The 25803-nt window shown below is 34.6% G+C and carries 28 protein-coding genes; all 28 read left to right on the forward strand.

The features are described 5' to 3' along the window. Positions 1 to 10 precede the first annotated feature (10 nt). The 28 genes from minE (at position 11) to GXX20_01455 (ending at position 25484) form a co-directional block, all read left to right on the forward strand. Positions 11 to 298, forward strand: coding sequence for a cell division topological specificity factor MinE (minE, locus tag GXX20_01320; GenBank protein ID HHW30305.1), 288 nt, complete (start codon positions 11 to 13; stop codon positions 296 to 298). Positions 299 to 333: 35 nt separating this feature from the next. Then, on the forward strand, positions 334 to 732 hold the full coding sequence (locus GXX20_01325; protein HHW30306.1) for a methylglyoxal synthase: 399 nt from the start codon (positions 334 to 336) through the stop codon (positions 730 to 732). A gap of 175 nt (positions 733 to 907) precedes the next feature. Then, the gene (locus tag GXX20_01330; GenBank protein HHW30307.1) at positions 908 to 1720 is read left to right on the forward strand and encodes a M23 family metallopeptidase; all 813 of its coding nucleotides are present in this window, start codon (positions 908 to 910) and stop codon (positions 1718 to 1720) included. Next, on the forward strand, positions 1693 to 2598 hold the full coding sequence (locus tag GXX20_01335) for a peptidase M50 (protein ID HHW30308.1): 906 nt from the start codon (positions 1693 to 1695) through the stop codon (positions 2596 to 2598). The genes GXX20_01330 and GXX20_01335 overlap by 28 nt, the downstream gene beginning before the upstream one ends. A 156-nt stretch (positions 2599 to 2754) precedes the next feature. Continuing rightward, on the forward strand, positions 2755 to 3816 hold the full coding sequence (gene pdaA, locus GXX20_01340) for a delta-lactam-biosynthetic de-N-acetylase (GenBank protein HHW30309.1): 1062 nt from the start codon (positions 2755 to 2757) through the stop codon (positions 3814 to 3816). Positions 3817 to 3960: 144 nt separating this feature from the next. After that, complete coding sequence (locus GXX20_01345) at positions 3961 to 4815, forward strand: sulfide/dihydroorotate dehydrogenase-like FAD/NAD-binding protein (GenBank protein HHW30310.1); 855 nt, start codon at positions 3961 to 3963, stop codon at positions 4813 to 4815. After that, the gene (gene gltA / locus GXX20_01350; protein HHW30311.1) at positions 4808 to 6208 is read left to right on the forward strand and encodes an NADPH-dependent glutamate synthase; all 1401 of its coding nucleotides are present in this window, start codon (positions 4808 to 4810) and stop codon (positions 6206 to 6208) included. Before GXX20_01345 ends, gltA begins: the two co-directional genes overlap by 8 nt. Positions 6209 to 6292: 84 nt before the next feature. Beyond that, positions 6293 to 7222: an HPr(Ser) kinase/phosphatase gene (hprK, locus tag GXX20_01355; protein ID HHW30312.1), complete on the forward strand. Its 930-nt coding sequence runs from the start codon at positions 6293 to 6295 to the stop codon at positions 7220 to 7222. An 11-nt stretch (positions 7223 to 7233) separates the two neighbouring features. Beyond that, a complete protein-coding gene (locus tag GXX20_01360; protein ID HHW30313.1) occupies positions 7234 to 7956 on the forward strand; it encodes a phosphatase in 723 nt (240 codons plus the stop codon). Positions 7957 to 7995: 39 nt separating this feature from the next. Then, on the forward strand, positions 7996 to 8910 hold the full coding sequence (gene murB, locus GXX20_01365) for a UDP-N-acetylmuramate dehydrogenase (GenBank protein ID HHW30314.1): 915 nt from the start codon (positions 7996 to 7998) through the stop codon (positions 8908 to 8910). 11 nt (positions 8911 to 8921) lie between these two features. Continuing rightward, positions 8922 to 9794, forward strand: a complete 873-nt coding sequence (gene rapZ / locus GXX20_01370) for an RNase adapter RapZ (GenBank protein ID HHW30315.1) — start codon at positions 8922 to 8924, stop codon at positions 9792 to 9794. Between the two features lie 6 nt (positions 9795 to 9800). After that, the gene (locus GXX20_01375) at positions 9801 to 11759 is read left to right on the forward strand and encodes a glycogen debranching protein (GenBank protein ID HHW30316.1); all 1959 of its coding nucleotides are present in this window, start codon (positions 9801 to 9803) and stop codon (positions 11757 to 11759) included. 5 nt (positions 11760 to 11764) lie between these two features. Further along, positions 11765 to 12649, forward strand: coding sequence for a DNA-binding protein WhiA (gene whiA / locus GXX20_01380; GenBank protein HHW30317.1), 885 nt, complete (start codon positions 11765 to 11767; stop codon positions 12647 to 12649). A gap of 161 nt (positions 12650 to 12810) precedes the next feature. Further along, the gene (spoIIAA, locus tag GXX20_01385) at positions 12811 to 13155 is read left to right on the forward strand and encodes an anti-sigma F factor antagonist (protein ID HHW30318.1); all 345 of its coding nucleotides are present in this window, start codon (positions 12811 to 12813) and stop codon (positions 13153 to 13155) included. Between the two features lie 30 nt (positions 13156 to 13185). Further along, a complete protein-coding gene (locus tag GXX20_01390; GenBank protein HHW30319.1) occupies positions 13186 to 13638 on the forward strand; it encodes an anti-sigma F factor in 453 nt (150 codons plus the stop codon). A 16-nt stretch (positions 13639 to 13654) separates the two neighbouring features. After that, entirely contained in the window at positions 13655 to 14431 is a 777-nt protein-coding gene (gene sigF, locus GXX20_01395; GenBank protein HHW30320.1) for an RNA polymerase sporulation sigma factor SigF, read from the forward strand. A 391-nt stretch (positions 14432 to 14822) separates the two neighbouring features. Beyond that, entirely contained in the window at positions 14823 to 15269 is a 447-nt protein-coding gene (gene spoVAC, locus GXX20_01400) for a stage V sporulation protein AC (protein ID HHW30321.1), read from the forward strand. Between the two features lie 97 nt (positions 15270 to 15366). Continuing rightward, positions 15367 to 16386 (forward strand): stage V sporulation protein AD, encoded by a 1020-nt coding sequence (gene spoVAD / locus GXX20_01405; protein ID HHW30322.1) that lies wholly within the window; start codon positions 15367 to 15369, stop codon positions 16384 to 16386. 40 nt (positions 16387 to 16426) lie between these two features. After that, a complete protein-coding gene (gene spoVAE / locus GXX20_01410) occupies positions 16427 to 16783 on the forward strand; it encodes a stage V sporulation protein AE (GenBank protein HHW30323.1) in 357 nt (118 codons plus the stop codon). Between the two features lie 173 nt (positions 16784 to 16956). Beyond that, positions 16957 to 18414 (forward strand): IMP dehydrogenase, encoded by a 1458-nt coding sequence (gene guaB, locus GXX20_01415; GenBank protein HHW30324.1) that lies wholly within the window; start codon positions 16957 to 16959, stop codon positions 18412 to 18414. A gap of 279 nt (positions 18415 to 18693) precedes the next feature. Then, positions 18694 to 19710 carry a hypothetical protein gene (locus tag GXX20_01420; GenBank protein HHW30325.1) on the forward strand — a complete coding sequence of 339 codons (1017 nt, stop codon included), beginning with the start codon at positions 18694 to 18696 and terminating at the stop codon, positions 19708 to 19710. A gap of 294 nt (positions 19711 to 20004) precedes the next feature. Further along, entirely contained in the window at positions 20005 to 20481 is a 477-nt protein-coding gene (greA, locus tag GXX20_01425) for a transcription elongation factor GreA (GenBank protein ID HHW30326.1), read from the forward strand. A 232-nt stretch (positions 20482 to 20713) separates the two neighbouring features. After that, entirely contained in the window at positions 20714 to 22210 is a 1497-nt protein-coding gene (lysS, locus tag GXX20_01430; GenBank protein ID HHW30327.1) for a lysine--tRNA ligase, read from the forward strand. A 105-nt stretch (positions 22211 to 22315) separates the two neighbouring features. Continuing rightward, on the forward strand, positions 22316 to 23179 hold the full coding sequence (locus tag GXX20_01435) for a DnaJ domain-containing protein (GenBank protein HHW30328.1): 864 nt from the start codon (positions 22316 to 22318) through the stop codon (positions 23177 to 23179). Positions 23180 to 23235: 56 nt separating this feature from the next. Then, entirely contained in the window at positions 23236 to 23553 is a 318-nt protein-coding gene (locus GXX20_01440) for an STAS domain-containing protein (protein ID HHW30329.1), read from the forward strand. Between the two features lie 5 nt (positions 23554 to 23558). Continuing rightward, entirely contained in the window at positions 23559 to 23981 is a 423-nt protein-coding gene (locus tag GXX20_01445; GenBank protein ID HHW30330.1) for an anti-sigma regulatory factor, read from the forward strand. Between the two features lie 2 nt (positions 23982 to 23983). Further along, positions 23984 to 24754 (forward strand): SigB/SigF/SigG family RNA polymerase sigma factor, encoded by a 771-nt coding sequence (locus GXX20_01450; protein HHW30331.1) that lies wholly within the window; start codon positions 23984 to 23986, stop codon positions 24752 to 24754. A 289-nt stretch (positions 24755 to 25043) separates the two neighbouring features. Next, a complete protein-coding gene (locus GXX20_01455; GenBank protein HHW30332.1) occupies positions 25044 to 25484 on the forward strand; it encodes an ATP-binding protein in 441 nt (146 codons plus the stop codon). The last annotated feature ends 319 nt before the right edge of the window (positions 25485 to 25803 follow it).

A 25803-nucleotide genomic window follows, 5' to 3' on the forward strand; every position in this document is an offset into this window, starting at 1 on the left:
AGGAGATTTTATGCTGCTTGATTTGTTGAAATCACTTACCAAGGTTAAAACTTCATCCAAGGATGTTGCGAAAGAAAGATTAAAGCTTGTATTAGTACATGATAGAGCTAACGTGTCTCCTCAGTTTTTAGAAATGGTAAAAAGTGAGATTATAAAAGTTATTACCAATTACATAGATATAGATGAAAGCGCTCTTGATATTCAGATTACCAGGACTAAAAGCGATGATGGATGTAGTGTTGTGCCGGCTTTAATAGCAAATATCCCTATAAAAAATGTTAAAGGAAGCGGTAAGTAATAAATTCCGTAGGGATTGCGGAAGAGGTTTGACTAATGAATATAGCTTTACTTGCTCATGAAAGAAAAAAGGAATTATTGGTGAATTTTTGTATAGCTTACAAAACAATACTTCAAAACCATAACCTTTTTGCGACAGGAAATGTAGGCCAGGCTATTATGGAGGCAACAGGTCTTCATATTAATTTGGTTGCTGCAGGGACTATAGACGGCGAACAGCAGATAGCAGCCAGAGTAGCATATAATGAAATGGACCTTGTAATATGGTTCAGAGACGCACTTGCTATCCACGATAATGACACAAGAGAAGGTTCACTTATTCGTTTATGTGATATACATAGCATACCTTATGCAACTAATATCGCAACTGCAGAGTTGCTGATAAAGGGAGTTGAAAGAGGAGATCTTGCATGGAGAGAAATCATAGAAAAATAAATATCTATGTTTTCTCTTTTCTGTTTATTCTTATTTTTCTATTCTTTTTTTCATATTTATATTTCTATTCTTTTCTAATCTATTTTCAATAATTTTGTCCTTTCTGTAATAAATCCAATATTAATTAAATATAATCTAGTAAACTGACAAAAGAAAATATTAAGGATGTGAGTTTATGGATGATATTGTTGCCAGATATAAATACCCCCGTCATAGTACTTATTACAGGAGAAAAAGGAGAGCAACAAAGGCAGCTTATTCCACTGCGGAAAAAATAGCCAAGCAGGTAGCCTTGTCAGCACTTATACTTCTACTGGTTGTCATAATAAAAAGCATTGATACACCTGTGACAAATTTTATTACATCAAAAATAAACAATATACTATCAGCAGACATTGAATTTCAAAAGGTATTTGACTCAGTAGGCAACTTCTTTAAAAAACTTAATGAAGACCCTGAAAAGCTGGAAGATGATGCAATTAAAGAAGCAGTTTTAGGAAGCGGCTATCAGGAACAGTACAGTGCTGATAATGAGGTTTCAGAAATTGTTGAAAAGGATATTGAGACTATAATTAGTGATATCAAGAAACAGTATAGCTTTGCCGCTCCTCTCGAAGGTATACTGAGTTCCTCCTATGGTGAAAGAATAGACCCTTTTACAAGGCAACTGAAGCACCACTATGGAGTAGACATTGATGCAGGACAGGGTAGCAATATTAAAGCCGCCTTAGATGGTTTTGTGGTGGAAGCCAGGTCTAAAAAGGAATATGGAGATTATATCAAAATCGATCATGGGAATGGACTTTATACCATTTATGCTCATTGTTCAGAATTTATGGTAAATGAAGGACAGGAAGTAAAGCAGGGGCAGGTTATAGCGAAGGTTGGTGATAGAGGGCTGGATATTGGTTCTCATTTACATTTTGAGATATGGAAGGATGGAGAGCCATTAGATCCTTTGTGTTTCATAGACTTTCCATTAGAATAGAATCAAAAAATAAACAGCGTTTTCTGGAAATTAACTTGCTGATTTTTGTTACATTAATATTAGCCTCATTTTTAGAATATTTCGAGGAATATGCTTTAAGCTATTTTAGCATTATGCTACATGAAGGAGGCCATATAGTATCAGCAATACTTATGGGGAAAAGGGTATATGGCATAAAAATACTGCCTCTTGGCATTAATGCGTATATTGACGAAGGGGTATTAAGCAGCAGAGAAAAAATATTAATGTTGTTATCCGGACCTTTTGTCAATATCCTTTTGTTTTTAGGGCTATTTTTGTCTGCACAAATGTTCAGGCTCGATGTTGAAGATATAAAATTTTTATTGCTGATGAATGTAAGTCTTGCAGTATTTAATATGATTCCGGTTATACCACTTGACGGAGGAAGAATCTTGCGTGAATTAATTGCCGGCAAAACGGGTGTATTTTTTGCTGAGAATTTAATAAGAAAAAAAACATTTGTTATATCATTATTAATTATCTTTGCGGGAATTGTGCAAATAATCCTTAACCCTAAAAATATAAGCTTGTTAATCGCTGGTATTTATATATTTTTATTAATTATATCTGATAAATCGGAGGCAGCATTAATGAATGTAAAAAATATCATTTTTAGAAGAAGACGATTCCTCAATAAGGGTATATATCCTGCAAGGGGACTGGTAGCAGTCAGATCTACACGTCTTATTGAAGCTATGAAGAAAATGGATTATGACAGGTTTCATTTTGTTTATATACTCGATGATAATATGCGGTTGCTGAAAATATTAACAGAGCAGGAAGTTATTGATGGTATGCTGAAATATAATCCTGATATAACATTTGGAGATTTATTGGCTCTGGAATCATTTAAGTAGGTATTAGGTATTTTGATTAGGAAAATTTTTTCATCAGGTTGACAAAAAAGTTTATTTATTTGCTATATATATTGATGATAATTGTAGTATAATGTGAAATAAGTGAATTTTGTCTTATACTTTATACTATACAAGGGATGAAAATACATGCAGAAGATGAAGTTGATTATAGCAATAATCAGTGTAGTTCTAGTGCTGGTGTATGTTACTACTCTTTTTGTCGGATCATTGTTGCCGCTTATTAAAGGAGCAGGACTCCAAAAAGAGAAAGAAACATATAAAGAAACAAGACCTGATGATGAATATGATTCGGAAAAAAATTACGCCGGCCAAGAGGATGAAGAGAATGATATTGAAAAGGAGGAAGTAGAGCAAGCGGAAGAATACGGGAAAAGTGAAAATGTTCATCAAGATTCCGGTAATTCAAATACTGGTAGCAGTAATGAATCTCAGCAGGATCAAGATAATGAAAACCAGCCTGTTGAGCAAAAGCCTGAATTATCTGAAATACTTAATTTTGAAGAATTGGATAAATTGGATAACACTAAATATTCCTGGTGGATAAACCAGAATACCGAACATGTGACTCCTGGTATTCCTGAGGTAGCCAGAAAATTAATTGATAAGTATGATGGGATTTTTACTGGAGATACTACCCAGAAGCATATTTATCTGACTTTTGACGAGGGGTATGAAAATGGGTATACTTCAAAAATTTTGGATGTCTTAAAAGAAAATGATGTGAAGTCAATTTTCTTCGTGACAGGTTCATATATTGAAAAAAATCCTGACCTGATTAAAAGAATGTTGCAAGAGGGTCATAAGGTTGGAAATCATACGGTTAACCATCCTAGTCTTCCTGGAGTTGATAATTCAAGATTGGAAAAAGAACTGGCCGGTCTTGAAGAAAGATTCTTTGAATTATATGGAGAAAGATTTGAATATATGAGGCCTCCTATGGGAGAGTACAGTGAAAGAGTCCTTGCAGCTGCAAAACAGCTAGGTTACAAAACTGTATTCTGGAGCTTTGCCTATAAGGATTATGATGTGAATGATCAAAAAGGTCAGGAATATGCTTACAATAAGATTATGAGCAATTTGCACAACGGGGCTGTGCTTCTTTTACATGCAGTTTCCAAGGATAATGCAGAGGTTCTTGACAGACTGATTAAGGATATAAGAGCACAGGGCTATGAAATAAGGCCTTTTGACCTGTAGAGGATTTTGCAGGTAAACATTTGGGAAAGGTTGACTTAATGAGTTATTAAATATAAAATTAACTCAATAAACATGATATTTACTTCATTTAGCCAATATTCCATTAATTGATAATCCACTAAATAACATCAAGAGGTGTTGAAAATGTACAAGATTCTAAAAAAAGAGGTCTTAAATCCTTCAGTAAAGCTTATGGAAATTGAAGCTCCATTTGTGGCAAGAAAAGCAGAACCGGGACAATTTGTCATAATAAGAGTGAATGAAAAAGGGGAAAGAATTCCATTAACCATAGCTGATTTTGATAGGGATAAAGGGACTGTAACAATAATTTTTCAGGAGGTAGGAAAAACAACAGAGCTCCTTGGTTCATTGAATGAAGGGGACAGTATTTTGGATTTTGTCGGTCCTTTAGGTGTACCCTCTCATGTTGAGGAATATAGGAATAAAAAGGTAGCTGTTATTGGAGGCGGACTAGGTACTGCCATTGCATATCCCCAGGCCAAGAAACTATATAATAATAATGCGGAAGTTGATGTAATAATTGGATTCAGAAACAAGGACCTTATAATACTTGAAGATAAATTGAAGGAAATAAGCAATAGATTATTTGTTACCACTGATGATGGTTCAAACGGTAATAAGGGATTTGTTACCGATGTATTAAAAAGACTTCTTGAAGAAGGAAACAAATATGAACTTGTAATAGCAATAGGGCCCCTGGTAATGATGAAGGCAGTAAGCAACCTTACAAAACATTACGGTATTAAGACAATTGTAAGCATGAATCCTGTTATGATCGATGGTACCGGAATGTGTGGAGGATGCCGTGTTACTGTAGGCGGGAAAACAAAGTTTGCATGTGTTGATGGCCCCGATTTTGATGGCCATGAGGTAGATTTTGATGAAGCCATAAGAAGACAAGCTATGTATAAAAATGAAGAGATTAAGTCGCTGGAAATGCACAGATGCAGGATAAAGGAGGCTGATGTTAATGCCTAATATGTCGCTGAAAAAAGTAAATATGCCAGAACAGAAACCTGAAATCAGAAACAAGAATTTTTCAGAAGTGGCTTTGGGATATACAGAAGATATGGCAAGAGAGGAAGCTCAAAGATGCTTGCAATGCAAGCATAAACCATGTATATCAGGATGCCCTGTAAATGTAAAGATTCCCGAATTTATTAAGTTTATAGCGGAAGGTGATTTTGAACAAGCCTACCAAAAAATAAAAGAAACAAATAACTTACCTGCCATATGTGGAAGAGTTTGCCCCCAGGAAACACAGTGTGAGCTTCTGTGTGTCAGAGGAAAAAAAGGAGAGCCTGTTGGAATAGGCAGACTTGAGAGATTTGCCGCAGACTGGCATATGGAAAATATGAAAAATAATGAAGCTGAAATGGATAATATAGAAAAGAACGGGAAAAAGGTAGCAGTTATAGGATCAGGTCCTGCTGGGCTTACTTGTGCTGCAGACCTGGCAAAATTAGGTTATGATGTTACTATATTTGAAGCCTTCCATACTCCCGGAGGAGTCTTAATGTATGGCATCCCCGAGTTCAGGCTGCCTAAAGAACTTGTCCAGAAGGAAATTGATTATGTCAAGAATCTTGGGGTTGAAATAAAAACAAATATGGTAATAGGAAAAATATTTTCTCTGGATGAATTAATGCAGGAAGGCTATGAAGCAATTTTTATCGGTACAGGAGCAGGACTCCCTTCATTTATGAATATTCCAGGTGAAAATCTAAATGGAGTTTATTCAGCCAATGAGTTTTTGACCAGGGTTAATCTTATGAAAGCCTATAAGTTCCCTGAATATGATACTCCTGTAAAAATCGGAAAGAATGTTGCGGTTATAGGCGGAGGAAATGTAGCCATGGATGCGGCAAGAAGTGCAAAAAGGCTTGGAGCAGAAAATGTGTATATTGTATACAGGCGTTCTGAAGCTGAAATGCCGGCAAGACTTGAAGAAGTCCACCATGCAAAGGAGGAAGGCATTGAGTTTAAGCTTTTAACCAACCCCACAAGGATATTGGGTAATAAGGACGGTTTTGTAGAAGGTATTGAATGTATAGAAATGGAACTTGGAGAGCCTGATAGCTCAGGAAGAAGACGTCCTATGCCAAAACCAGGCTCAGAAAAAATAATTGAGGTAGATACAGTTATAATAGCAATCGGACAAACTCCCAATCCTTTGATAAAATCAACTACACCTGATCTTGATACCCATAAATGGGGAGGAATAATTGCAGATGAAGAGACAGGCGCTACCAGTAAAGCAGGGGTATTTGCCGGAGGAGATGCCGTAACAGGAGCGGCAACGGTAATACTTGCAATGGGGGCTGGTAAAAAGGCGGCTAAAGCAATAGATGAATATCTAAAAAGTAAGTAACTATGGATTATAGTAAATAATTGTAGATAATAGAAAATAATTACTGGCAAAGGTATATATTTATTGATAACGGTGGTGAATCATGTGTTTTCAGTACCATTGAAAGATATTATAGGGGAATTTCAGCTTATCAATCTAATGAATAACAAGCGTATTGACGAAATTTCGGTAACCACCGCTGACGTTAACAGGCCAGGTCTTGAATTTGTTGGTTATTTTGAACACTTTGATTCTTCCAGAGTGCAGATAATGGGGATGGCTGAGATTGCTTACCTTAATGAATTATCTTCTGAAAAAAGGTACAAGATATTAGATGACTATTTTAACCATGGGTTTCCCTGTGTTGTAATTGCCCGTGGGTTGAAAGCCCCTCCGGAGATGGAGGAAATATCAAAAAAATACGATATACCTGTCCTAGGCACATCAGACATTACCTCAAGGTTCTTAAGCGGTCTGATTAGGTATCTGAATCTTCACCTTGCCCCAAGAATAACCAAACATGGTGTATTGGTGGAAGTATATGGTGAAGGAATACTTATTCTTGGAGAAAGTGGAGTTGGTAAAAGCGAAACTGCTCTTGAATTAGTTAAGAGAGGTCATAGGCTTATTGCTGATGATGTAGTGGAAATAAGGAAAGTATCTGATAAAACTCTTTTAGGAGCAGCTCCTGACAGAATAAGACACTTCATTGAGATCAGAGGAGTGGGTATACTTGATGTAAAGAACCTTTACGGAGTAGGTTCTGTGAATATGTTGGAAACAATTAATCTGGTAATTCATTTAGAGCACTGGGACAGAGAGAAAAATTATGACAGGCTTGGCATTGATGATGAATATACTGAGATACTGGGAATTAAAATCCCTTCATTAATAATACCTGTAAGGCCGGGCAGAAATCTGGCCATTATTGTTGAAGTAGCTGCCATGAATAACCGGCAGAAAAAGATGGGTTATAATGCTGCAAAGGTATTAAATGAAAGAATAATGAGAGACATGAACAAGCACAAAGATTAGGAGGATATATTTTGAGACTGGTAGCCGACATTCATACACACACAATATCAAGCGGCCATGCGTACAGCACAATACAGGAGATGGCAGCGGGAGCAAAACAAAATGGTATGGAAATGATAGCCATAACAGATCATGGACCTAGTTTACCTGGAGCATCAGGAATTTTTCATTTTTCAAATATGAAGGTTATACCTGAATATATATATGGAATAAGGATAATAAAGGGAGTAGAAGCAAATATTATTAATAGTGACGGAGATGTGGACATTCCGGATCGCGTGCTAAGAAAAATGGAGTTTGTTTTAGCCAGTCTCCATGATGTGGTAATTGAACCTTTTTCAATGGATGAGAATACCAGGGCATTGATAAATGTACTGAAAAATCCCTTGATTGACGCGGTAGCTCATCCTGGAAATCCAAAATTTCAGGTTGATATAGAAAAGGTTGTAAAAGCTGCAAAAGAATATAATAAACTATTAGAGATAAACAACCAATCTTTCATTACCAGAAGAGGCAGCGAAGAGAACTGTATAAAATTCGCATTAAAATGCAAGGAATATGGTGTACGTGTTGTTTGTGGAAGTGATGCACATATTAGTTTTGAAGTAGGTATTTTTGACAAGGTTTATAAAATTCTGGAGAAAGCAGAGATGCCTGAAGAACTTGTTTTAAATACTTCAACAGATAAAATTGAAAATTACCTCTTAGAGAGAAAGAAAAGAATTGGTAAATAAGATCTGATGATTTAGATTTACTGAAAGGGAGCTGGTTATCTGGATAAAAACAGAATTTTTAAAGCTTTATCTGATATTGTTGGAAATGAAAATGTTATGCAGGATGAACCTTTAAAAAATCATACTTCCATGAAATGTGGAGGTCCGGCAGATTTTTTACTTACCCCTTGCAGTATTGAGAGTTTACGTGAAGTTATCGAATTTTGCAGCGCAGAGAATTTGCCTATATTTGTTATGGGAAATGGGACAAATCTTATTGTAAGGGATAAAGGAATAAGAGGAGTGGTAGTAAAGCTTTCTGAAAAATTTAGCCAATACACTGTTAAAGATAACATAATTGAAGCTGAGGCCGGTATTTTTGTTTCTAAATTAGCCAGAATAGCTCTGGAAAATGAACTCACAGGAATGGAATTTGCAGAAGGTATACCAGGTACCCTTGGTGGAGCAGTTACCATGAATGCAGGTGCTTATGGTGGTGAAATGTCAGATATAGTTATCAGGACCCACTACCTTGACAACCAGAACAATATTAATATCATAGAAGGCAAACAGCATAAATTTGGCAAGAGAACAAGTTTTATACAACAGGACGGAGGTATTGTCCTAAAGTCTGAAATTTTATTAAAAAAAGGGAATAAAGATGAAATAAAAACATTAATGGAATCATTCAAGAATCAAAGAAGAGAAAAGCAACCTCTGGAATTGCCAAGTGCAGGCAGCATTTTCAAAAGGCCGGAGGGTTTCTTTGCAGGGAAATTGATCCAGGATTGTGGCTTAAGAGGATATAGGATTGGAGGGGCTGAGGTTTCCTGTAAACATTGCGGGTTTATAGTGAATGCTGATAATGCTTCTTCTGCCGATATAATTAATTTAATAGAGTATATTCAGGAAAAGGTAAAAGAAAAATTTGGAGTTACACTTCAAACTGAAGTAAAAATTGTTGGAGAAGAGTGAGGAACGTGAATGTGAAATTTATTGTGATTACTGGGATTTCTGGAGCCGGAAAGAGTCTGGTCGCGAAATATTTGGAAGACTTAGGTTTCTTCTGCGTTGATAATCTTCCACCTTCACTTATTCCAAAATTTGCCGAAATCTGCTATCAGAGCAGGGGGAAAATGGACAAAATCGCCCTGGTGATTGATGTGCGTGGAGGTGAATTGTTAAATGACCTGTTTCCGGCATTGGATGAATTAAAAGCTGCAGGACTGTCATATAGTATTATATTTATGGAAGCCTCTGATAAGGTATTGGTAAAAAGATATAAAGAGAGCCGGCGTATGCACCCGCTGGCTACAGAAGGAAGGCTTATTAAGGGTATCAATGATGAACGCAAACTCCTGGAACCAATAAAAAAGAAGGCGGACCATATTATAGATACTTCAAATCTTACTCCAAGGCAGTTAAAGGAAGAAATTACCGGTATTATTGTAGAAGGAAAAGTTTTTAAGGGAATGATAATAAACATTATTTCCTTTGGCTTCAAATACGGTATACCCATAGAGTGTGACCTTGTTTTTGATGTCCGTTTTATACCAAATCCTTATTATATTAGTTCAATGAAAAACTTAACAGGGAAAAATGAAGCAGTAAAGGACTATGTATTCAAGTTTAATGAAACAACTGAATTTTTAAACAAATTATCGGACATGCTTGACTTTCTCATACCGAATTATATAAAAGAAGGAAAATCCCAGCTTGTTATTGGAATTGGTTGTACCGGAGGAAGACACAGATCAGTTGTAATTGCGGATACTCTTCAGGCAATTCTCTCTAAAAAAGAGTACACTGTTATTACTGATCACAGGGATATTAATAAAAGCAGTAAAGGAGCACTTTAATAAAGAATGAAGTATGGCTTGGCTGATTGGACAACCTTTGAAAGAGGAATAGAAAAAGAGTGGCTGCTTACTAATGGAATTGGCGGATTTGCATCTTCAACAATTATCTGTGCCAACACCAGGAGATATCATGGTTTACTGGTTGCCTCATTAAATCCTCCTGTACAAAGACATCTTATTTTATCGAAAATTGATGAAAGCGTTGAGATAGGTAATAATAAATATAATTTATATTCATTTAAAACTCCGGACTTTATCATGGATGGATACAAGTATCTGCAAAGAGTTGAGGTTAATAATATTCCTCATTTTTTTTATAATGTTGAAGATGTATTTATTGAAAAAATTATTTGTATGGTCTATGGGGAAAACACCACTGGAGTCTTATATCGTATAGTTAATGGATCAAGCAGAATAAAAATAAAGTTGGCACCCTTGGTTAACTTCAGGAATTATCACCATAATTCCAATAAATCACATATGAGCTTTAGTACACTTGCAGAAAGTGATTTCGTACTAATAAAGCCTGATAATTATGATATAAATATTCAAATATATTGCAATGCAGGTAAGTTTATTGATACAAAGGATAACTGGTTTATTAATATGGAATATCCTATTGAAAAAGAAAGGGGACTTCCTTGTACTGAAGACCATTATGTCCCGGGATTCTTTGAACTGGATATAGAACCCCGGGAAACAAGAGAAATATCCATAGTTGCTACAACAGAGATAAAACCTGCATATCTGTATATGCAGGATATTATATGTAATGAAGAAAAAAGGATAGGCAGATTACATAACATTTGCCGCTATAAAGATGAGTTTGCTTTAAAACTTGCAGAAGCTGCAGATAAATTTATAGTATACAGGAAGTCTACCAACGCTAAGACAATAATAGCCGGATACCCCTGGTTCACTGACTGGGGAAGAGATGCCATGATTGCATTGCCTGGCTTGACACTTCCAACCGGCAGGATAAATGATGCCAAAGAAATCCTATATACATTTTCAAAATATGAAAAGGACGGACTAATTCCAAATATGTTTCCCGATGAAGACCATGAGCCTTTGTACAACACGGTGGATGCATCTCTGTGGTATTTGGAGGCAATAAATAAATATCTGTCTTACACTGAAGATTATGAATTTGTATCAGAATATTTGTACAATAGCGCAAAAAGTATAGTAGAACATTATATTAAAGGTACACTTTATAATATAAAAATGGACGATGACGGGCTTATAACTGCCGGTGACAAGAATACACAGCTGACCTGGATGGATGCTAAGGTAGGAGATGTGGTTATTACCCCAAGATGTGGAAAAACTGTCGAAGTAAATGCCTTATGGTACAATGGGTTAAGGATATTGGATTTTCTCCAGAACAAGTTTGAAAAAACTACTGAAGGATACTATGGACAGCTTGCAGAAAAAGTAAAAGATTCATTTATTAAGACTTTCTGGAATGAAGAAGATCAATGCCTTTATGATTATGTGTCAGGCAATTACAAAAACACCGATATAAGGCCAAACCAGATATTTGCCGTGAGCCTTTCTTACCCTGTAATTCAAGGAGACCTAGCTGCAAAAATCATAGACAAAGTATTAAGGGAACTTTATACTCCATATGGTCTTAGAAGTTTATCTGTCAAGTCTTCTAATTATAAGGGTATATATACCGGAGATCAGTATAATAGGGATAGTGCCTATCATCAGGGAACAGTATGGACATGGCCTCTTGGCCATCTCATAAGTGCTTTCAGGAAAGTGTATGGAAAAAATGAAACTTATATGGAACTTGTCCATTATTTATTAAAACCTTTTGAAGAACATCTTAGAGATGGATGCGCAGGAAATATTTCAGAAATTTTTGACGGAGACCATCCCCATAGGCCAAAAGGATGCATTGCCCAGGCATGGAGTGTAGCCGAAATATTGAGGGTATACTATGAAGGGAGGTAAAAAAATTGTCTTTCTCATCTTCAATAAAAAATGAATTGTGTAGAATTGAAAGCCAGGAAAACTGCTGTTATGCTGCTGAATTGGCTGCAGTTGTTAAAATTAGCGGTGAAGTTAAGTCATATGGCAATGATAATTTTAAGATTAGAATAGTAACAGAAAATGCAGCTTTTGCCCGCAGGGTATATTCAATTGTGAAGATGCTTTTTGGCATTCATCCTGAGATCACAATAAGACGGAATAAAAAATTAAATAAGAAAATTTCCTATATATTGGTTATGATAGTAGGGAAAAGTGTTGAAGATTGGTCTCAAAATAATTGCTGTATGAGAGCATTTCTTAGAGGAGCTTTTCTGGGCGGAGGATCGGTAAGTGATCCTGAAAAAACATATCACCTGGAAATAACCTGCAAGAATCAGAAATTTGCCATTGAAGTGAAAGAAATTATGGAAAAATTTAGTTTAAGCCCGAAGATAATAAAAAGGAAATCCAACTATGTCACATATTTAAAAGAAGGTGAAAACATAGTTGATTTTCTTAATATTATTGGTGCTCACAATGCTCTGCTGAAAATGGAAAATATAAGAATAATGAAAGATATGAGAAACAGTATTAACCGGATAGTGAATTGTGAAACAGCTAATTTAGATAAGACTATAAATGCCTCATTAAGGCAGATTGAAAATATAAATTATATTAAAGATACCGTTGGACTGGATAATATTCCTGCTAGTCTGAAGGAAATTGCAGAATTAAGATTAGAATACAGTGAGGCCAGCCTTAAAGAACTTGGTGAAATGTTAACTCCCCCTATTGGAAAATCGGGAGTCAATCACAGACTACGCAAACTAGATAAAATTGCAGAAGATTTGAGAAACGGCAAGTATCTCTAAGTATTATTTTCCTTTTTGTCAGATTATGTTGATAAATTAATTATATTCTACAAAACCTTACATAATTCTATGAAGGGAAATTTTTCTTGTTGAAGAACTATATATAATATATTTATTTTTTTATTATGCATTAACATTAGTTGGTAAGGGAGAGGGTAATCTTGACAGTTAAATTTACCCGTAAAGGTGCTGTATTGATAGTTAAAGTATATGGTGAACTGGACCATCATACTGCAGAATATTTTAGACAGAAAATTGATTCTGAGATAGTTAAATCAACTACCAGGGATATCATATTTGATTTTTCCAAACTGGATTTTATGGACAGTTCAGGTATTGGTGTGTTGATGGGAAGATACAAAAACCTTATTCAGCTAAAGGGCAGGGCAGCTATAGTAAATCCAAACAAACAAATAAGGCGTATTCTAGAAATGTCAGGTATCCTAAAAATTATGAAGGCTTATAACACCAATGAAGAGGCTTTAGAAGAATTTAACATAGAGTAACTATTTATTATCCAGAGGGAGAGAATAATGATGCAGCCAATAAATGAAATGAAACTGGAATTCATAAGCAAGTCAAGTAATGAATCTTTTGCCAGGGTTGTTGCTGCGGCATTTGTGTCCCAGCTTGACCCTACCATTGAAGAGCTTTCTGATATAAAAACAGCTGTTTCTGAAGCAGTTACTAATGCTATAATACATGGATATGAAAATACAACAGGAATAATAAAGATGATTTGTAAATTATATCCAGATAGTGTTATAATATCAGTGATTGATGAAGGAAAAGGAATTGAAAATATAGAACTTGCAAGACAACCTTTATATACTTCTAAACCTGAACTAGAAAGATCAGGAATGGGATTTACAGTTATGGAGAGTTTTATGGATGAAGTAGAAGTAATATCCCAGCCTGGAAAAGGAACAACTGTAACTATGTATAAATCCTTTGGTACAAAAGACAAGGGTAATAAAAACAATACTTAGAGAGGTTCGTAGAAATATGAGTGAATATTCAGAAGCTGAAAAGGATACGAACAAAGCCATAAATAAAGATAAGGAAACAATTGAATTAATAAAAAGAGCAAAAGCCGGAGATAAGGAGGCTCAGGCCATCCTTGTTGAAAACAATATGGGATTGGTCTGGAGTATTGTCAGAAGATTTAATAACAGGGGATATGAAGCAGAAGATCTGTTTCAGATCGGATGCATAGGCCTTATAAAAGCAATTAAAAAGTTTGATTATTCCTTTGAAGTAAAGTTTTCTACATATGCAGTGCCTATGATTATAGGTGAAATTAAAAGATTCATCCGGGATGACGGAATGATAAAAGTCAGCCGTTCTTTAAAAGAAATATCAAATAAAGCAAGAATTACAAAAGAATTAATGAGCAAAGAATTAGGAAGGGAACCCACAATTGGTGAAATGTCAGAAAGAATGAATATCCCTCCTGAAGATATTGTAATGGCTTTAGAAGCAAGTTATACTCCCGAATCATTATATAACACCATCGGAGATGGAGACAATTCCCCATTAATGCTCATTGACAGGCTTAATAATGATGACAGTTCCAGTGAAACCGAGCTGATTGATAAAATTGCTATCAGGCAAATACTTGAATCCCTGAATTCAAGAGAAAGGCAGATAATATTTCTAAGATATTTTAAAGAGAAGACACAGGTTCAGATAGCGAAAATGCTTCAAATTTCTCAGGTGCAAGTTTCAAGGATCGAAAAGAAGATTCTTCAAGAAATAAAGAATAAAATCAATTCAAATTAGCCTGTCCTGAATATTTTCTTTTCATTTTCTAATAATAAATAATAAAAAATAACTTATAAATTTATTTTCAAACCATCTAATACTTATTGGAGTGCTTATCATATGCACATTGCCAGAATATATCTATTTTGATGGTATTTATGGTTTGTATTTGTATTAGAAAGAGAGGTGCGTAATTTGATCAGCATTTCCAGAAAACAAAGTATTGTCATAGCTTTTATAGCTATCATAATTTTAGCGTATATAGTGTGGGTTATTATATCAAAGCAGAATTTGGACAAGATACCTTCAAGAGGGGTCTTTGTATAGTAAATTCTTTTAGTATATATTTAGCGAAGCGTAAATTAATATCAAGTATAGATTAAGCAAAGAAACTTTTGAGGAGGATAATATGCAAAATATTATGACAAAAGATGAATATAGAAAATATTCTGAAAAGATGTCTCCCAAATCCAATACTTTGAGAAATATCACCAGGGCTTTTTTGGTTGGAGGGGTGATATGTTCAATAGGGCAGTTTTTTACTAATGTATATAAATCCAGAGGGTTTGGCCAGGCAGAAACAGCCAGTCTTACTTCCATGACCATGATATTTATAGCAATTTTACTTACTGCATTAAATGTTTATGATGAGATAGGAAAGTTTGGAGGAGCCGGGTCTACTGTTCCTATAACTGGATTTGCAAATTCTATAGTTTCACCTGCCATGGAATTTAAGACAGAAGGATATGTTATGGGATTAGGTGCAAAAATGTTTATAGTTGCGGGTCCGGTTCTTGTATATGGTATATCTGCTTCAATAGTTGCAGGAATTATATATTATTTGTTGCATACGTAAGAAACTTTGCTTTTTAAAAAAAGTATCTATATTGTAAAAGCAATACAAATAAAGCAATACTAATTATGAGTGTTTAACAGAAATAAGGGAGTGCGATATGGCAAATAAAAATAACGGGAAACAAACTATAAAATTTCAGTCACCTGTAAGCATTGTAGCATCGGCATCTATAGTGGGACCTAAAGAAGGGCAGGGTCCATTGAGGAGTTTTTTTGACAGCATAATAGATGACGAAATGTGGGGAGAGAAGAGCTGGGAAAAGGCTGAAAGTAAAATAATCAGGGAGACTTATTTAAAGCTGCTTAGTAAATCTGATAAACAACCGCAGGAAATTAACTATATTTTTTCCGGAGATTTATTGAATCAATGTATTGCAGCGAATTATGGCTTGAGAGACTCTGAAGTCCCCTTTTTCGGCTTATATGGCGCTTGTTCTACCATGGCGGAATCACTGATTTTGGGAGCTATGGCAGTTGACGGAGGTTTTGCGGATAATGTTATATGTATTACGTCAAGCCATTTTTGCTCTGCTGAAAAACAATTTAGGTTTCCTCTAGAATTAGGTACCCAAAGGCCTCCCACATCCCAGTGGACTGTTACAGGCAGCGGTGGACTATTGCTTTCAAATATGGGATCAGGGCCTTATATTACTTATGCCACTATCGGCAGAATGGTAGACATGGGAATAAAGGATGCTAATAATATGGGAGCAGCTATGGCACCTGCAGCAATAGATACAATTCAAACACATTTTAAGGATACAGGATTCGATGTGGATAGATATGACTTAATAATAACAGGAGATCTTGGTTTAGTAGGAAGTAATATTTGTAAGGATTTGCTAAAAGAGAAAGGTTTTGATATTGGCGAACGTCATAGGGATTGTGGCTTGATGATATTCGACCTGAAAAAACAGGATGTTCATGCGGGTGGAAGTGGCTGCGGATGTTCTGCTACTGTTTTGGCAAGTTACATTATGCATGAATTAAAGGAAGGAAACCTGAACAAAATACTTTTTGTAGCAACTGGAGCTCTTCATAGTACCACAAGTGTTCAACAAGGAGAATCAATACCTGGCATTGCACATGCGGTGAGTATTGAAAGAGAATTTGAATAATTGATTTTTTAGAGAGGATGTTATTATGCAGGAAACACTAATGACATATGTTAATGCTTTTTTAGTGGGTGGAATCATCTGCGCTATAGGACAGGTTCTTATAGATAAAACCAAGTTAACTCCGGCCAGAATCCTAGTGGCATTTGTAAGCATCGGTGTGATATTAACGGCAATGGGAATTTATCAGAAAATTGTAGATATTGGAGGGGCTGGAGCAACAATACCCTTGACCGGTTTCGGATACAGCCTTGCAAAAGGGGCTTTTCAAGAAGTAGATAAATATGGATTATTAGGAGCTTTTACTGGAGGATTAAGAGCTACTGCCGCAGGCGTGGCTGCCGCAATTTTTTTTGGATATCTGGCGTCAGTTGCTTTCAAACCAAAGGCAAAAAGATAAACATAGAAAGGGAAGCAAGGGGACAGTTTTTGGAGCAAGGGGACGGTTCTTCTGCTTCCGATTTGACGGAAGCAGAAGAACCGTCCCCTTGCTCCAAAGTAAAAAACATTGCTTTTTAATATGCCTTTTAGTATAATTAATGCTAATATTTTAGACTTGTGGGAGGAGTATTTGTGGAAAATAAGTTTGCCAAAATTGGGCTTACGTTTGATGACGTCTTGCTTGTTCCTCAGGCATCAGATGTGCTGCCGAAAGATATAGATCTTACAACAAATCTTACAAAAACAATTGTATTAAATATACCTATTATGAGTGCTGCAATGGATACAGTTACAGAATCCCGCCTTGCTATTGCAATAGCGAGAGAGGGTGGAATAGGGATAATACATAAAAATATGTCAATAGAGGATCAGGCTACAGAAGTAGATAAGGTAAAAAGATCTGAACATGGAGTAATTGTAGATCCTTTTTATCTTTCGCCCAAACATCATATATATGATGCTGTAGAACTAATGGCCAAGTACAGAATCTCCGGAGTGCCCATAACTGAAAATGGAAAGCTGGTTGGAATACTAACCAACAGAGATTTACGCTTTGAAACGGACTATAGTAAAAAGATCGATGAAGTAATGACCAAGGGCAATTTGATAACTGCACCGGAAGGAACTACATTGGACCAGGCACAGGAAATATTGAGGAAACATAAGATAGAAAAACTTCCGATAGTAGATAAAGAGGGTAATCTAAAAGGTTTAATAACTATCAAAGATATTGAAAAAGCAATACAATATCCAAATTCAGCGAAAGATGCCAACGGAAGGCTATTAGCCGGGGCTGCAGTAGGTGTTTCAAAAGATATGATGGACAGGGTGGAAGCTTTGATTAAAGCTAAGGTTGACGTAATCGTTATTGATTCAGCTCATGGACATCAAAAAAATATAATCAATGCAGTTAAAGAGATCAAAAAGGCTTATCCAGATCTGCAATTAATTGCTGGAAATGTGGCAACAGCTGAAGGCGCCGAAGCCTTGATAAAGGCAGGTGCAGATGCAGTCAAGGTTGGTATTGGACCAGGTTCAATATGTACCACAAGAGTGGTAACAGGAGTAGGTGTTCCTCAAATTACTGCAATAAACGATTGCTATCAAGTAGCCAAAAAATATGAAATACCTATTATTGCAGATGGAGGAATAAAATATTCAGGTGATATAGCAAAGGCTATTGCTGCCGGCGCAAATGTTGTAATGCTGGGAAACCTTTTTGCCGGTACAGAAGAGAGCCCTGGAGAATCTGAAATATATCAGGGTAGAAAGTTTAAAGTATACAGAGGAATGGGCTCATTAGGAGCGATGAAAAAAGGAAGTAAGGACAGGTATTTCCAGGAAGATGTAAATAAACTTGTGCCGGAGGGAGTGGAAGGAAGAGTACCGTATAAAGGTTTCCTTTCGGATACTGTTTTCCAGTTGGTAGAAGGGCTAAAGCATAGTATGGGATATTGCGGAACAAGAACTATAAAAGAATTAATTGAAAATTCAAAGTTTATCAGAATAACTCCAGCAGGATTGAGAGAAAGTCATCCTCATAGCATACATATAACTAAAGAAGCACCAAATTATAGCCTGGATACTTAAGCTATTGATTTCAATATACCTGCAGAAGCAAGGGGACGGTTCTTCTGCTTCAGGTTTAACTGAAGAAGAAGAACCGTCCCCTTGCTCTCCTGTGTTTCTGAAAACCGTTACTGCTTTTTATTTTTGTGGAATATTCTGAGCACTAACAAAATAGTATTAATATGCCGGAAACAAATAAAAATCTAGCTGATCATATTAATTAAGTATGATTAAGTATATGATGATTAAGTATATAAGGGCATAAAAATGGAAGTTTATGGAGAATAAGGAAGTATTGCTATGGATAGAATTGCTTTTATAGTATTTAAGGAAGAAGAAGCAGATAATGACAAAACAGATAATAGTAAAGCAAGAAATTTTAAACCATGGTTTCTTAGAATATTAATGCAGAAAATATTCAGGATTGTCAATAAAACTAAAAACAGCAGGGAAATAAAAATAGTAGATTTGTTTGATGATGAAAATATAAATATTTTATCAGTACTATTACCCTTTGAAATAAAAGATCTTGAAAAAAAAGCAGAAACAATTAAAAATAAAATTAGTGGAATTTGCAGTACAAATAAAATAGATAAGTGTATTATTCCCATTGGCTCAGCAGAAAAATTTATAGATGAAGGGAATTATTTATTCCAGGCTTTCTCAGGAAAAATTTTGTTTAAATCTCTATTGGTACTAATTATTGAAGAGATATGCAGGAGAAAAGAGATGATGATAAATGAGGCTGACATTTCCATTGTTCATGGAAATAATGCCGGAGAACTTATTACCTTTACAAGGATTTTATCTCCTTATATTAGATACCTGACTTTGGTTACGGGATTTAGCAATGAAATTGAAGATGAGATAGACAAATTATATGCAGAAAGTGGTCTTGCTATTAGTATAACCAGTGATATAAACAGAGGTATAAAAAACAAGGATATAGTAATAAACCTCGGAAGCATGGAAAGAAAAAACCTGGATTCCAAAATTAATCAGAATGCATGGATAATAAATTACGGTAGCCAAGATATTAATAAAAGTAATTCCAAAAATATTATAATAAATGGTATTAAAATAAATTTAACTGAAAACATAAAAAGAAAAACTGAGGATATCAAAAATATGAATTTACTATATGAAAGTTCTCATATAGCTGAAGCTTTAATATATTATAAGCTGCAAAAATATGAAGCCGGTTTGTCATTTCAGGACGATAATGAATTATATGATAACATGGCAAGAGAATTTATAAGAATGGGGTTTAAAATAGAGGGGTTAATAGGAAGACATGGTTTAGTTGACCTTAATTGACAAAATATATATGTCTGTTTATATGACTTATTAAATATATGAATTCTTGACAATAGGATACATGTATTCTATAATTAATGAAATTAGTAGTCGGTGTGTTACCGTTATACCATACCAGTAATGAATTTTTATATATTACGATATTACGTATATGTATATATTCATATTAACAACATAGTAATTATCGCGTAATTACCGCAAATAAACAGTAGTTATCACAAATGTGTATGGAATAATAAATACTTAAATGCATATATTATCAATCAAATATTTTTTGTAAAGGAGTGGCTTCGTATGTTCAACAAGGAAGTTGTATTGACCTATGAGGGCTTAAAAAAATTGGAAGAAGAATTAGAATTTTTGAAAGGTACAAAGCGGCGTGAAATAGCTGAAAGAATTAAACAAGCTCTCTCATTCGGTGATATATCAGAGAACTCTGAATATGATGAAGCCAAGAATGATCAAGCTCAGGTTGAAAGCAGGATTCTTCAGTTAGAAACCATGCTGAAGAATGCGATAGTAATAGATGAAGATGATATTAACACAGAAAAAGTTTGTGTAGGATCTAAGGTAAAGATCCGGGATTTAGATTCTGATGAAGTATATGAATATTTTATTGTTGGTTCAACAGAGGCAGATCCCGTGAAATCCAAAATATCAAATGAATCTCCTGTTGGTAAAGCGCTTATGGGCAAACAAAAAGGAAACATTGTTGAAATCGATGTTCCGGATGGATTAATTAGATTTGAAATTCTACAGATATCGAAATAATTTTTATAATATGTTTTTATTATATGTCAGATAATAAGTAATAGTTGTTTTATGTTGTAAATAAGAACTAATTTAATATATAATGATAATAAGTAACAGTTTACATGTAATGTAAGCTGTTATTTTATAACAGGAGTTAAGTTTTTCCTCAAAAGGATTTTTCACTGTTGCCTTGAATAAAAGAAAAACTATTTACATTTACAAATAAAATATATACTGTGGAGGAGTTGTAATGTCAGACAATACAGATTTAAGACAAGAAATGGAAGATCTAAATGAAATTTTAAAAGTCAGAAGATTTAAACTGAAAGAACTTCAGGATAAGAATAAAAATCCATTTGATGAAGTAAAATTCGATTTCACTCACTACACTAATCAAATAATTAGTAGATTTGATGAATTAGAGGGAAAAAATGTAGCCGTTGCCGGAAGAATAATGTCAAAAAGAGGAATGGGCAAGGCAAGCTTTTGTGATATCCAGGACAGGGAAGGCAGAATACAGTTATATGTAAGGGTAGACCAGATAGGAAGCGAGAATTATGAGGAGTTTAAAAAATATGATATAGGAGATATTGTTGGGGTAAAAGGAGAAGTATTTAGAACTCATAAGGGAGAAATCTCTATCAAAGTAACTGAAATGGCCCTGCTTTCTAAATCTCTTCAACCTCTTCCTGAAAAATGGCATGGACTTAAAGATATTGACCTGAGATATCGCCAAAGATATCTTGATCTTATAGTCAATCCTGAGGTCAGGGATACATTTATAAAAAGAAGCCAAATTATAAAGAGCATTAGAAAATATTTGGATGAAAGAGGTTTCCTTGAAGTAGATACACCTATTTTAAATACCATACCTGGAGGAGCAGCTGCAAGACCTTTTATAACACATCATAATACTCTTGACATTGACCTTTATCTTAGAATAGCTCCAGAGTTATACTTAAAACGTTTAATAGTAGGTGGACTGGATAAGGTATATGAAATGGGAAGAATGTTTAGAAATGAAGGTATTTCTATAAAGCATAATCCTGAATTTACTATGATAGAGATGTATCAGGCTTATACAGACTATAAAGGAATGATGGAACTGGCTGAGGGCTTGATTTCAACTGTTGCTAAAGAAGTTCTGGGCACGATGAAAATAAGTTATCAGGGCCAGGAACTGGATTTGACTCCGCCATGGGAAAGAATGACCATGATTGAAGCTGTTAAAAAGTATACTGGGGTTGATTTTGATAATATATCTGATGACCAGGAAGCCAGAAATTTTGCAAAACAAAAAGAGCTTCCTGTCAAAGATGAAATGACTAAAGGGGAAGTACTGAGTCTTATGTTTGAAGAATTAGTAGAAGATAAGCTTATTCAGCCAATATTTATATATGACTACCCGGTAGAGATTTCCCCACTTACAAAGAGAAAACCCGGAAGGCCTGACCTGACAGAGAGGTTTGAATTATTTATAATGGGCAGGGAGATGGGTAATGCATATTCTGAGTTAAATGACCCTATTGATCAAAAAGAAAGATTTATTGATCAGGTTAAGAAAAGAGAGTCCGGGGATGAAACGGCTAATATGATGGATGAAGATTTTATAACTGCTTTAGAATATGGTATGCCGCCAACAGGCGGGTTAGGAATAGGAGTTGACAGATTGGTAATGTTACTTACAGATTCCTATTCAATTAGAGATGTACTGCTGTTCCCTACTATGAAACCAAAAGATATTTAATGTAATATATAAAAATATATTGCAATTAAATAGGAAAGCAAAACCTTCTTTACACCATTGACGGTTTTGCTTTCCATTCGGCTTTTTTAAGAGGGGTGCATAATAATGGAACATAAAAAAGATCCTTATGAGATTCTCGGAGTAAAAAAGGGAGATAGCGAAAGTGAAATCGAAAGAAAGTACTTTATATTATCTAAAAGATATAAAATAGAAAAATCTGAAAACCCTGAAGCAGATATTGAGACCAAAATTGAGGAATTAAACTGGGCTTATAATGTTTTAATGGGAGGATCAACAGAGAAATCTGAAGAAGAAGAGATTAATGAATCAAGTCCTATTCTTAGAAAATTGGGTATAAATCAGAAGAAATTGTCCAACTTTTTTCACTACTATAAATTTCATATACTTATAAGCATTATAGTTATAGTATTTGTCGGTTATACGGTAAAAGGATGTATAACAAGAGTAGATCCTGATTTTTGTATTGCATTTGTAGGTGATTACAGCTATACAGATACTTTACCTTTAAAAGAAATGATATTAAATGAATGGACAGATGTTAAAGAAATTTTGATAGATGGGGCAATACTTTCTGAGGATAATGACCCTCAATTGAATTACGCTATGCAAATGAAGGCGGTCGTACTATTTGGTGCCGGTGATGTTGATGTTTTTATTCTCGATAAAACTAATTTTGAAAAATATGCTAAACAAGGAGCATTTATCAGCCTTGATGAAATAGTTGATGAATTGAATATAGATCTAGAAAGAAACAAGGATTATATATTAAAAGTAGAGGTAGGAGAGGACGAAGGAACGGCAGGAGAACATTTATATGGAATAGATGTCAGTGGAAGCCGGTTGTTTTCTGATAATGTAATTACAGGAGATGAGAAGATTGCCGCTATTTATACCCGTACCAAACGCTACGACCTATCGGTTAAATTTCTAAAATTATTACTAAATTAACATAATGAATGATATATTGAAGATATATTGAAAAAATGTGTAAAGGAGGGACGAAAATGTCAGATGGGCTTAAAATCCGCAAGGAAATGCTTGAACATTCAACAAATGTATACTTATCTGGGGAAGTTGATATTTATACATCCAAGTCTTTTAAAGAAGAATTAAACAATATTGTTGATTCTACGAAACTGGACCTGGTGATTGATTTTAAAGATCTGAGTTATATCGATAGCACGGGATTAGGAATTCTTGTAGGCGCATTAAAAAAAGTAAAACAAAATAATAAAGAGGTATACATTACCAATATAAAAGATAGCATTAAAAAATTATTTGTTATTACTGGTCTTGACAAGCTTTTTATAATTAAGGAGTGAGAAAAATGAGCCACTTGCTCAGGGAGTTACATGGTGACTCGGAATATGGTGATGTAATTGAACTGGTCATGCCTTTTAAAGCAGATTTTGTAAGTGTATCAAGACTTACTGCCTCAGGTATTGCCAGCAGGGTCGGTTTTGATATTGATAGTATTGAAGATATAAAGGTTACCGTTTCTGAAGTATGTAGCAAAATAGTAGAAAAGGGAAGCGTGACGGCTAAACATTATAAAATTATTTTCCGCATTTCAGAGGAAGAACTAAGAATAGTATTTGATTGTGAGGACAAATCAATAAAATGTATTTTTGATGAGAGTGACGACGGATTAAGCATATCTATTATAAGAGCTCTCATGGACAAGGTAGAGCTTTGTCCCAACAACAATTATATACTATCCATGTCAAAAACCTTCAAGGAGAAATTTTGAATATGGGGGATATAATACTTAATGATAAAACAGTAAGCACAATTGCTGCTGATGAAAAACAATTATTTAACAGATATAGAGAAAATTCTGATGTTGAGATAAGGAATAAAATAGTAAATAAATATCTCTATCTTGCTGATGTTATATCAAAAAAGTTTCTCAACAGAGGAGTGGACTACGAGGATATTTATCAAGTTGCTTGTGTAGCTTTGATTAAAGCTGTTGAAAGGTTTGATCCTGATAAGGGTGTTAAATTCGTAAGTTTTGCCATGCCTACAATTATCGGTGAAATAAAGAGATATTTTCGTGACAAAGGTTCCACTATTAGAATTCCGAGGAGGGTATATGAAACATATCAGAAGGTTAACCATGCCAGAGAGCATTTATCCCATGAATTGCAAAGGTCTCCCCGGGTGCAGGAAATAGCCTCTTATTTGAATATTAGTGAGGAAACTGTTCTGGAAATAATGGAATCTTGGAATGTATATAATATGAATTCCTTCGATAAGAACGCGTTTGAAGACGAGGACATACAATTACATGAGACAATCGGGTCTGAAGAAATATCATTTGAGAGGATTGAAAATAGGGATTTTCTTGAGAAAAGCCTCTACAAGTTTAATGAAACAGAAAAACTTTTTATAAAAGAAAGATACTTCAATAATAAAACCCAAAGAGAAATTGCAGAAATGCTTGGTGTTTCACAAATGTATGTATCAAGACTGGAAAAGAAAACCATTGATAAGTTCAGAAATATTCTTGATAAGTATTAATAGTCCAAGATAAATATAAATGGAATAAAATATACATAATGATGTAAAATAAATAATATAATTTATGTAGATATAATATATAATTATTATGTTAATAATACTTTATGTAATTATTCTTACGTAATATTTCAACACATATTTTCCGTAAAACACGATAAAATAAATGTTAATTTTGTTTATTGGCAATGTTTACAGCAAGTAGCAGAAGGGTATAAATAAGACAGTGTCTTAAGGGTATAAATTAATCAATTTGTTAGTACAAGGCAGAATGTTGGGAGAAGATAGAAAGTTGGATACCTATAAAGTTTATAAGGCAATTATACCTAGCGAAATATCAGCCGTAAAATTTGCAGTTAAGGAAACCTTGCAGTATATACAGAATTGCAGTTGTATTGATGAATCCACATTATTTGAGTTGAAAGTTATTTTAAATGAGCTGATTATTAACGCAATTAAACATGGAAATTCATATGATTCAAGTAAGTCTGTAAAGATATGTGCAGAGTTCTCTGCTAAAGGGTACGTTACAATCTCTGTAGAAGATGAAGGGGAGGGTTATGACTTTAACTGTTATAAGGCTGATTCCGGTGAGATTTATAATGTTAATGAAATATGTGAATTTCCGGAATGCGGGAGAGGTATCCTAATAGTCAGGGAACTTTGTAACAGTTTAAGATATAATGAGAAAGGCAATGCAGTATATGTAAGGAAGAAGATAACAGGAGATTAGGTTTTTTATTGGCAACAAAGATGTAGAAAAAGCTAATAAAGAATAAATTATAATAGATTTTTGAAGAATAGGGCGAATAAATTAGCACTATTATGATTATTAATGGTTATGATTAGTTGCCCTAACAATATGATTGATGGTATATTAAAAAAGCTGCGTTGCTGATACATTATCAGTGACAACAAGAAAAAGAAAAAATGTAGTTGACAAAAAAGAAGCGGCGTGGTAGTATAATAAAGCTGCTTGTTGGAGCAGCGGATGGACTTTGAAAATTGAACAGTGTAATGAAGAAGGAACTCGTCAAATGAGTTGTCATAGA

It is taken from the genome of Clostridiaceae bacterium (assembly GCA_012840395.1).
Classification (GTDB): Bacteria; Bacillota; Clostridia; order Acetivibrionales; family DULL01; genus DULL01.

Bases quoted from the DNA above. Each gene is read 5' to 3' on its own strand.
- gltA (HHW30311.1), top strand. From the start codon at position 4,808: ATGCCTAATATGTCGCTGAAAAAAGTAAATATGCCAGAACAGAAACCT.
- spoVAD (HHW30322.1), top strand. From the start codon at position 15,367: ATGGCAAATAAAAATAACGGGAAACAAACTATAAAATTTCAGTCACCT.
- GXX20_01345 (HHW30310.1), top strand. From the start codon at position 3,961: ATGTACAAGATTCTAAAAAAAGAGGTCTTAAATCCTTCAGTAAAGCTT.
- pdaA (HHW30309.1), top strand. From the start codon at position 2,755: ATGAAGTTGATTATAGCAATAATCAGTGTAGTTCTAGTGCTGGTGTAT.
- GXX20_01450 (HHW30331.1), top strand. From the start codon at position 23,984: ATGGGGGATATAATACTTAATGATAAAACAGTAAGCACAATTGCTGCT.
- spoVAE (HHW30323.1), top strand. From the start codon at position 16,427: ATGACATATGTTAATGCTTTTTTAGTGGGTGGAATCATCTGCGCTATA.
- GXX20_01325 (HHW30306.1), top strand. From the start codon at position 334: ATGAATATAGCTTTACTTGCTCATGAAAGAAAAAAGGAATTATTGGTG.
- GXX20_01390 (HHW30319.1), top strand. From the start codon at position 13,186: ATGCAGCCAATAAATGAAATGAAACTGGAATTCATAAGCAAGTCAAGT.
- GXX20_01330 (HHW30307.1), top strand. From the start codon at position 908: ATGGATGATATTGTTGCCAGATATAAATACCCCCGTCATAGTACTTAT.
- GXX20_01375 (HHW30316.1), top strand. From the start codon at position 9,801: ATGAAGTATGGCTTGGCTGATTGGACAACCTTTGAAAGAGGAATAGAA.
- GXX20_01420 (HHW30325.1), top strand. From the start codon at position 18,694: ATGGATAGAATTGCTTTTATAGTATTTAAGGAAGAAGAAGCAGATAAT.
- greA (HHW30326.1), top strand. From the start codon at position 20,005: ATGTTCAACAAGGAAGTTGTATTGACCTATGAGGGCTTAAAAAAATTG.
- GXX20_01440 (HHW30329.1), top strand. From the start codon at position 23,236: ATGTCAGATGGGCTTAAAATCCGCAAGGAAATGCTTGAACATTCAACA.
- GXX20_01435 (HHW30328.1), top strand. From the start codon at position 22,316: ATGGAACATAAAAAAGATCCTTATGAGATTCTCGGAGTAAAAAAGGGA.
- spoVAC (HHW30321.1), top strand. From the start codon at position 14,823: ATGCAAAATATTATGACAAAAGATGAATATAGAAAATATTCTGAAAAG.
- GXX20_01445 (HHW30330.1), top strand. From the start codon at position 23,559: ATGAGCCACTTGCTCAGGGAGTTACATGGTGACTCGGAATATGGTGAT.
- minE (HHW30305.1), top strand. From the start codon at position 11: ATGCTGCTTGATTTGTTGAAATCACTTACCAAGGTTAAAACTTCATCC.
- lysS (HHW30327.1), top strand. From the start codon at position 20,714: ATGTCAGACAATACAGATTTAAGACAAGAAATGGAAGATCTAAATGAA.
- sigF (HHW30320.1), top strand. From the start codon at position 13,655: ATGAGTGAATATTCAGAAGCTGAAAAGGATACGAACAAAGCCATAAAT.